This is a genomic window from Xanthobacter autotrophicus (assembly GCF_030015065.1).
In the GTDB taxonomy this organism is placed as follows: domain Bacteria; phylum Pseudomonadota; class Alphaproteobacteria; order Rhizobiales; family Xanthobacteraceae; genus Xanthobacter; species Xanthobacter autotrophicus_D.
In genome coordinates this window covers 1-1,973 of the sequence record NZ_JAIVFN010000244.1, presented here as the reverse complement: position 1 = coordinate 1,973, position 1,973 = coordinate 1, and the positions used below count along the sequence as shown (strand labels likewise).

Below are 1,973 nucleotides of genomic sequence, written 5' to 3'. Positions count from 1 at the left end.
GCCCCCGCCCCGGCCCCTGCGGACAACGTGGTGCCGATGGCCCAGCGCTGCACCATCATGAACCTCACCGAGTCCACCTGCCGGTGGCCCATCGGCGAGCCGGGGAAGGAGAACTTCCACTTCTGCGGCGCCAGGAGCAATCCGGGCACGCCCTATTGCACCACACACGCCCGCATGGCCTACCAGCCGGTGCAGGATCGTCGGCGCGACCGGCGTCTCGCCTACCTCTGAAACCAGAACGGGCCGGGGAGAGGCCCCCGGCCCGCTCATCAAGGTATTGAAATCACGAACGGATCGTCCACCGGCCTGGGGCGGACACGCTCAGTCGGCGAGCCCCAGCGTCGGCGCCGCGCGGCGTTCCAGCACGTCGCGGATGGCGGCGACGAGGTCCGCCTCCTTCACCGCGAACTGGGCGGGGCGAGCGGCGCGATATTCCGCATTGTCGGCAATGGAGGCGGCGATCTTCGCGCCCTCCACCAGATCCTTGATCTGCACCTCTCCCGCCGATTTCTCGTTTGATCCCTGGATGATAACTGCGGGCGCGCCGCGCCGGTCGGCATATTTCATCTGCGGTTTCATGCCGCCGCCGCCCAGATACATCTCGGCCCTTATGCCGTTGGCGCGCAGGTCGGCGACCATCTTCATATAGTCGGCGAGGCGGTGGGGCTCCTTGTCCATGACCAGCACCACGACCGGGCCAACCTCCGGCGCCGCCTCCATTTTTCCCAGGAAGGCGAGGGCCGCCAGCAGCCGGGAGACGCCGATGGAGAAGCCCGTGGCCGGCACCTTCTCGCCGCGGAAGCGGGCCACCAGCCCGTCATAGCGCCCGCCGCCGGCCACCGAGCCGAAGCGCACCGGGCGACCGTCTTCATCCTTGATTTCAAACGTCAATTCGGCCTCGTAGACGGGGCCGGTATAATATTCGAGGCCGCGCACCACGCTGGGGTCGATCTTCACCCGGTCCTCATAGCCCGCCGCGCCCACCAGAGCGGCGATGTCGCGCAGCTCCGCCATGCCCTCCAGGAAGGCGGAATTGGACGCCAAAGCCGCCGCGAGTTCCACATCACCGTCGAGTTCGACTTCAACTCCCACATCGGTGGCGCGCAGGCCCTTGCCGGTGAGCATGGCCAGCACGACCGCGCTCTGGCGCTGGTTTAGGCCCGCCCCCTTGGTGAAGTCGCCGCTCTCGTCGCGCCGGCCGGGGCCGAGCAGAAGTTCGACACCTTCGACGCCGAACTTGTCGAACTTGTCGATGGCGCGCAGCACGGTGAGGCGGCGCCCGAAATTTTCATCCCCGCCGAGGCCGATGGCCTCCATCACCCCGTCGAGTACTTTGCGGTTGTTCACGCGCACCACATAGGCGCCGCGGGGCACGCCCACCGCCTCCAGCGTGTCGGCGGCCATCATGCAGATCTCGGCGTCGGCGGCCACCGAGGGGGCGCCCACGGTGTCGGCGTCGAACTGCATGAACTGGCGGAAGCGGCCGGGGCCGGGCTTCTCGTTGCGGAACACGTAGCCGGCCCGGTAGGAGCGGTAGGGCTTGGGCAACTGCTCGAAATGCTCGGCCACGTAGCGGGCCAGCGGCGCCGTCAGGTCATAGCGCAGGGACAGCCACTGCTCGTCGTCGTCCTTCAGGGAGAACACGCCCTCATTGGGGCGGTCGAGGTCCGGCAGGAACTTGCCGAGGGCGTCGGTATATTCGAAGGCCGGGGTCTCCAGCGCCTCGAAGCCGTACAGCTCATAGACGGCGCGGATCTTCTCCAGCATGGCGCGGGTGGCGGACAGCTCCGCGCCGGTGCGATCGACGAGGCCGCGGGGGAGCCGCGCCTTCGGCTTGAATTCTTTGGCCATGGGGATTGGGAGCCCGTCCCGGTATCTTCAAAAGGGTTGTGGCGTCTTAGAGGACGGGGGACGGAACGGCAAGGTTCGGGGGGCTGGTGGCTCCCTCTCCCGCTTGCGGGGAAGGTTGGGGA

At 67.8% G+C, this 1,973-nt stretch carries 2 protein-coding genes; one reads left to right on the top strand and one right to left on the bottom strand.

The features are described 5' to 3' along the window. The coding region (locus tag K9U40_RS22790) for a GcrA family cell cycle regulator (RefSeq protein WP_282892373.1) at positions 1 to 231 on the top strand (231 nt) is incomplete at its 5' end. 90 nt (positions 232 to 321) lie between these two features. Here the strand turns inward: K9U40_RS22790 and hisS are convergent. Next, positions 322 to 1,851 (bottom strand): histidine--tRNA ligase, encoded by a 1,530-nt coding sequence (hisS, locus tag K9U40_RS22785; RefSeq protein WP_282892372.1) that lies wholly within the window; start codon positions 1,849 to 1,851, stop codon positions 322 to 324. Positions 1,852 to 1,973 lie beyond the last annotated feature (122 nt).

Excerpts from the sequence above, each read along its gene's own strand:
- hisS (WP_282892372.1), bottom strand. The coding sequence starts at position 1,851 with ATGGCCAAAGAATTCAAGCCGAAGGCGCGGCTCCCCCGCGGCCTCGTC.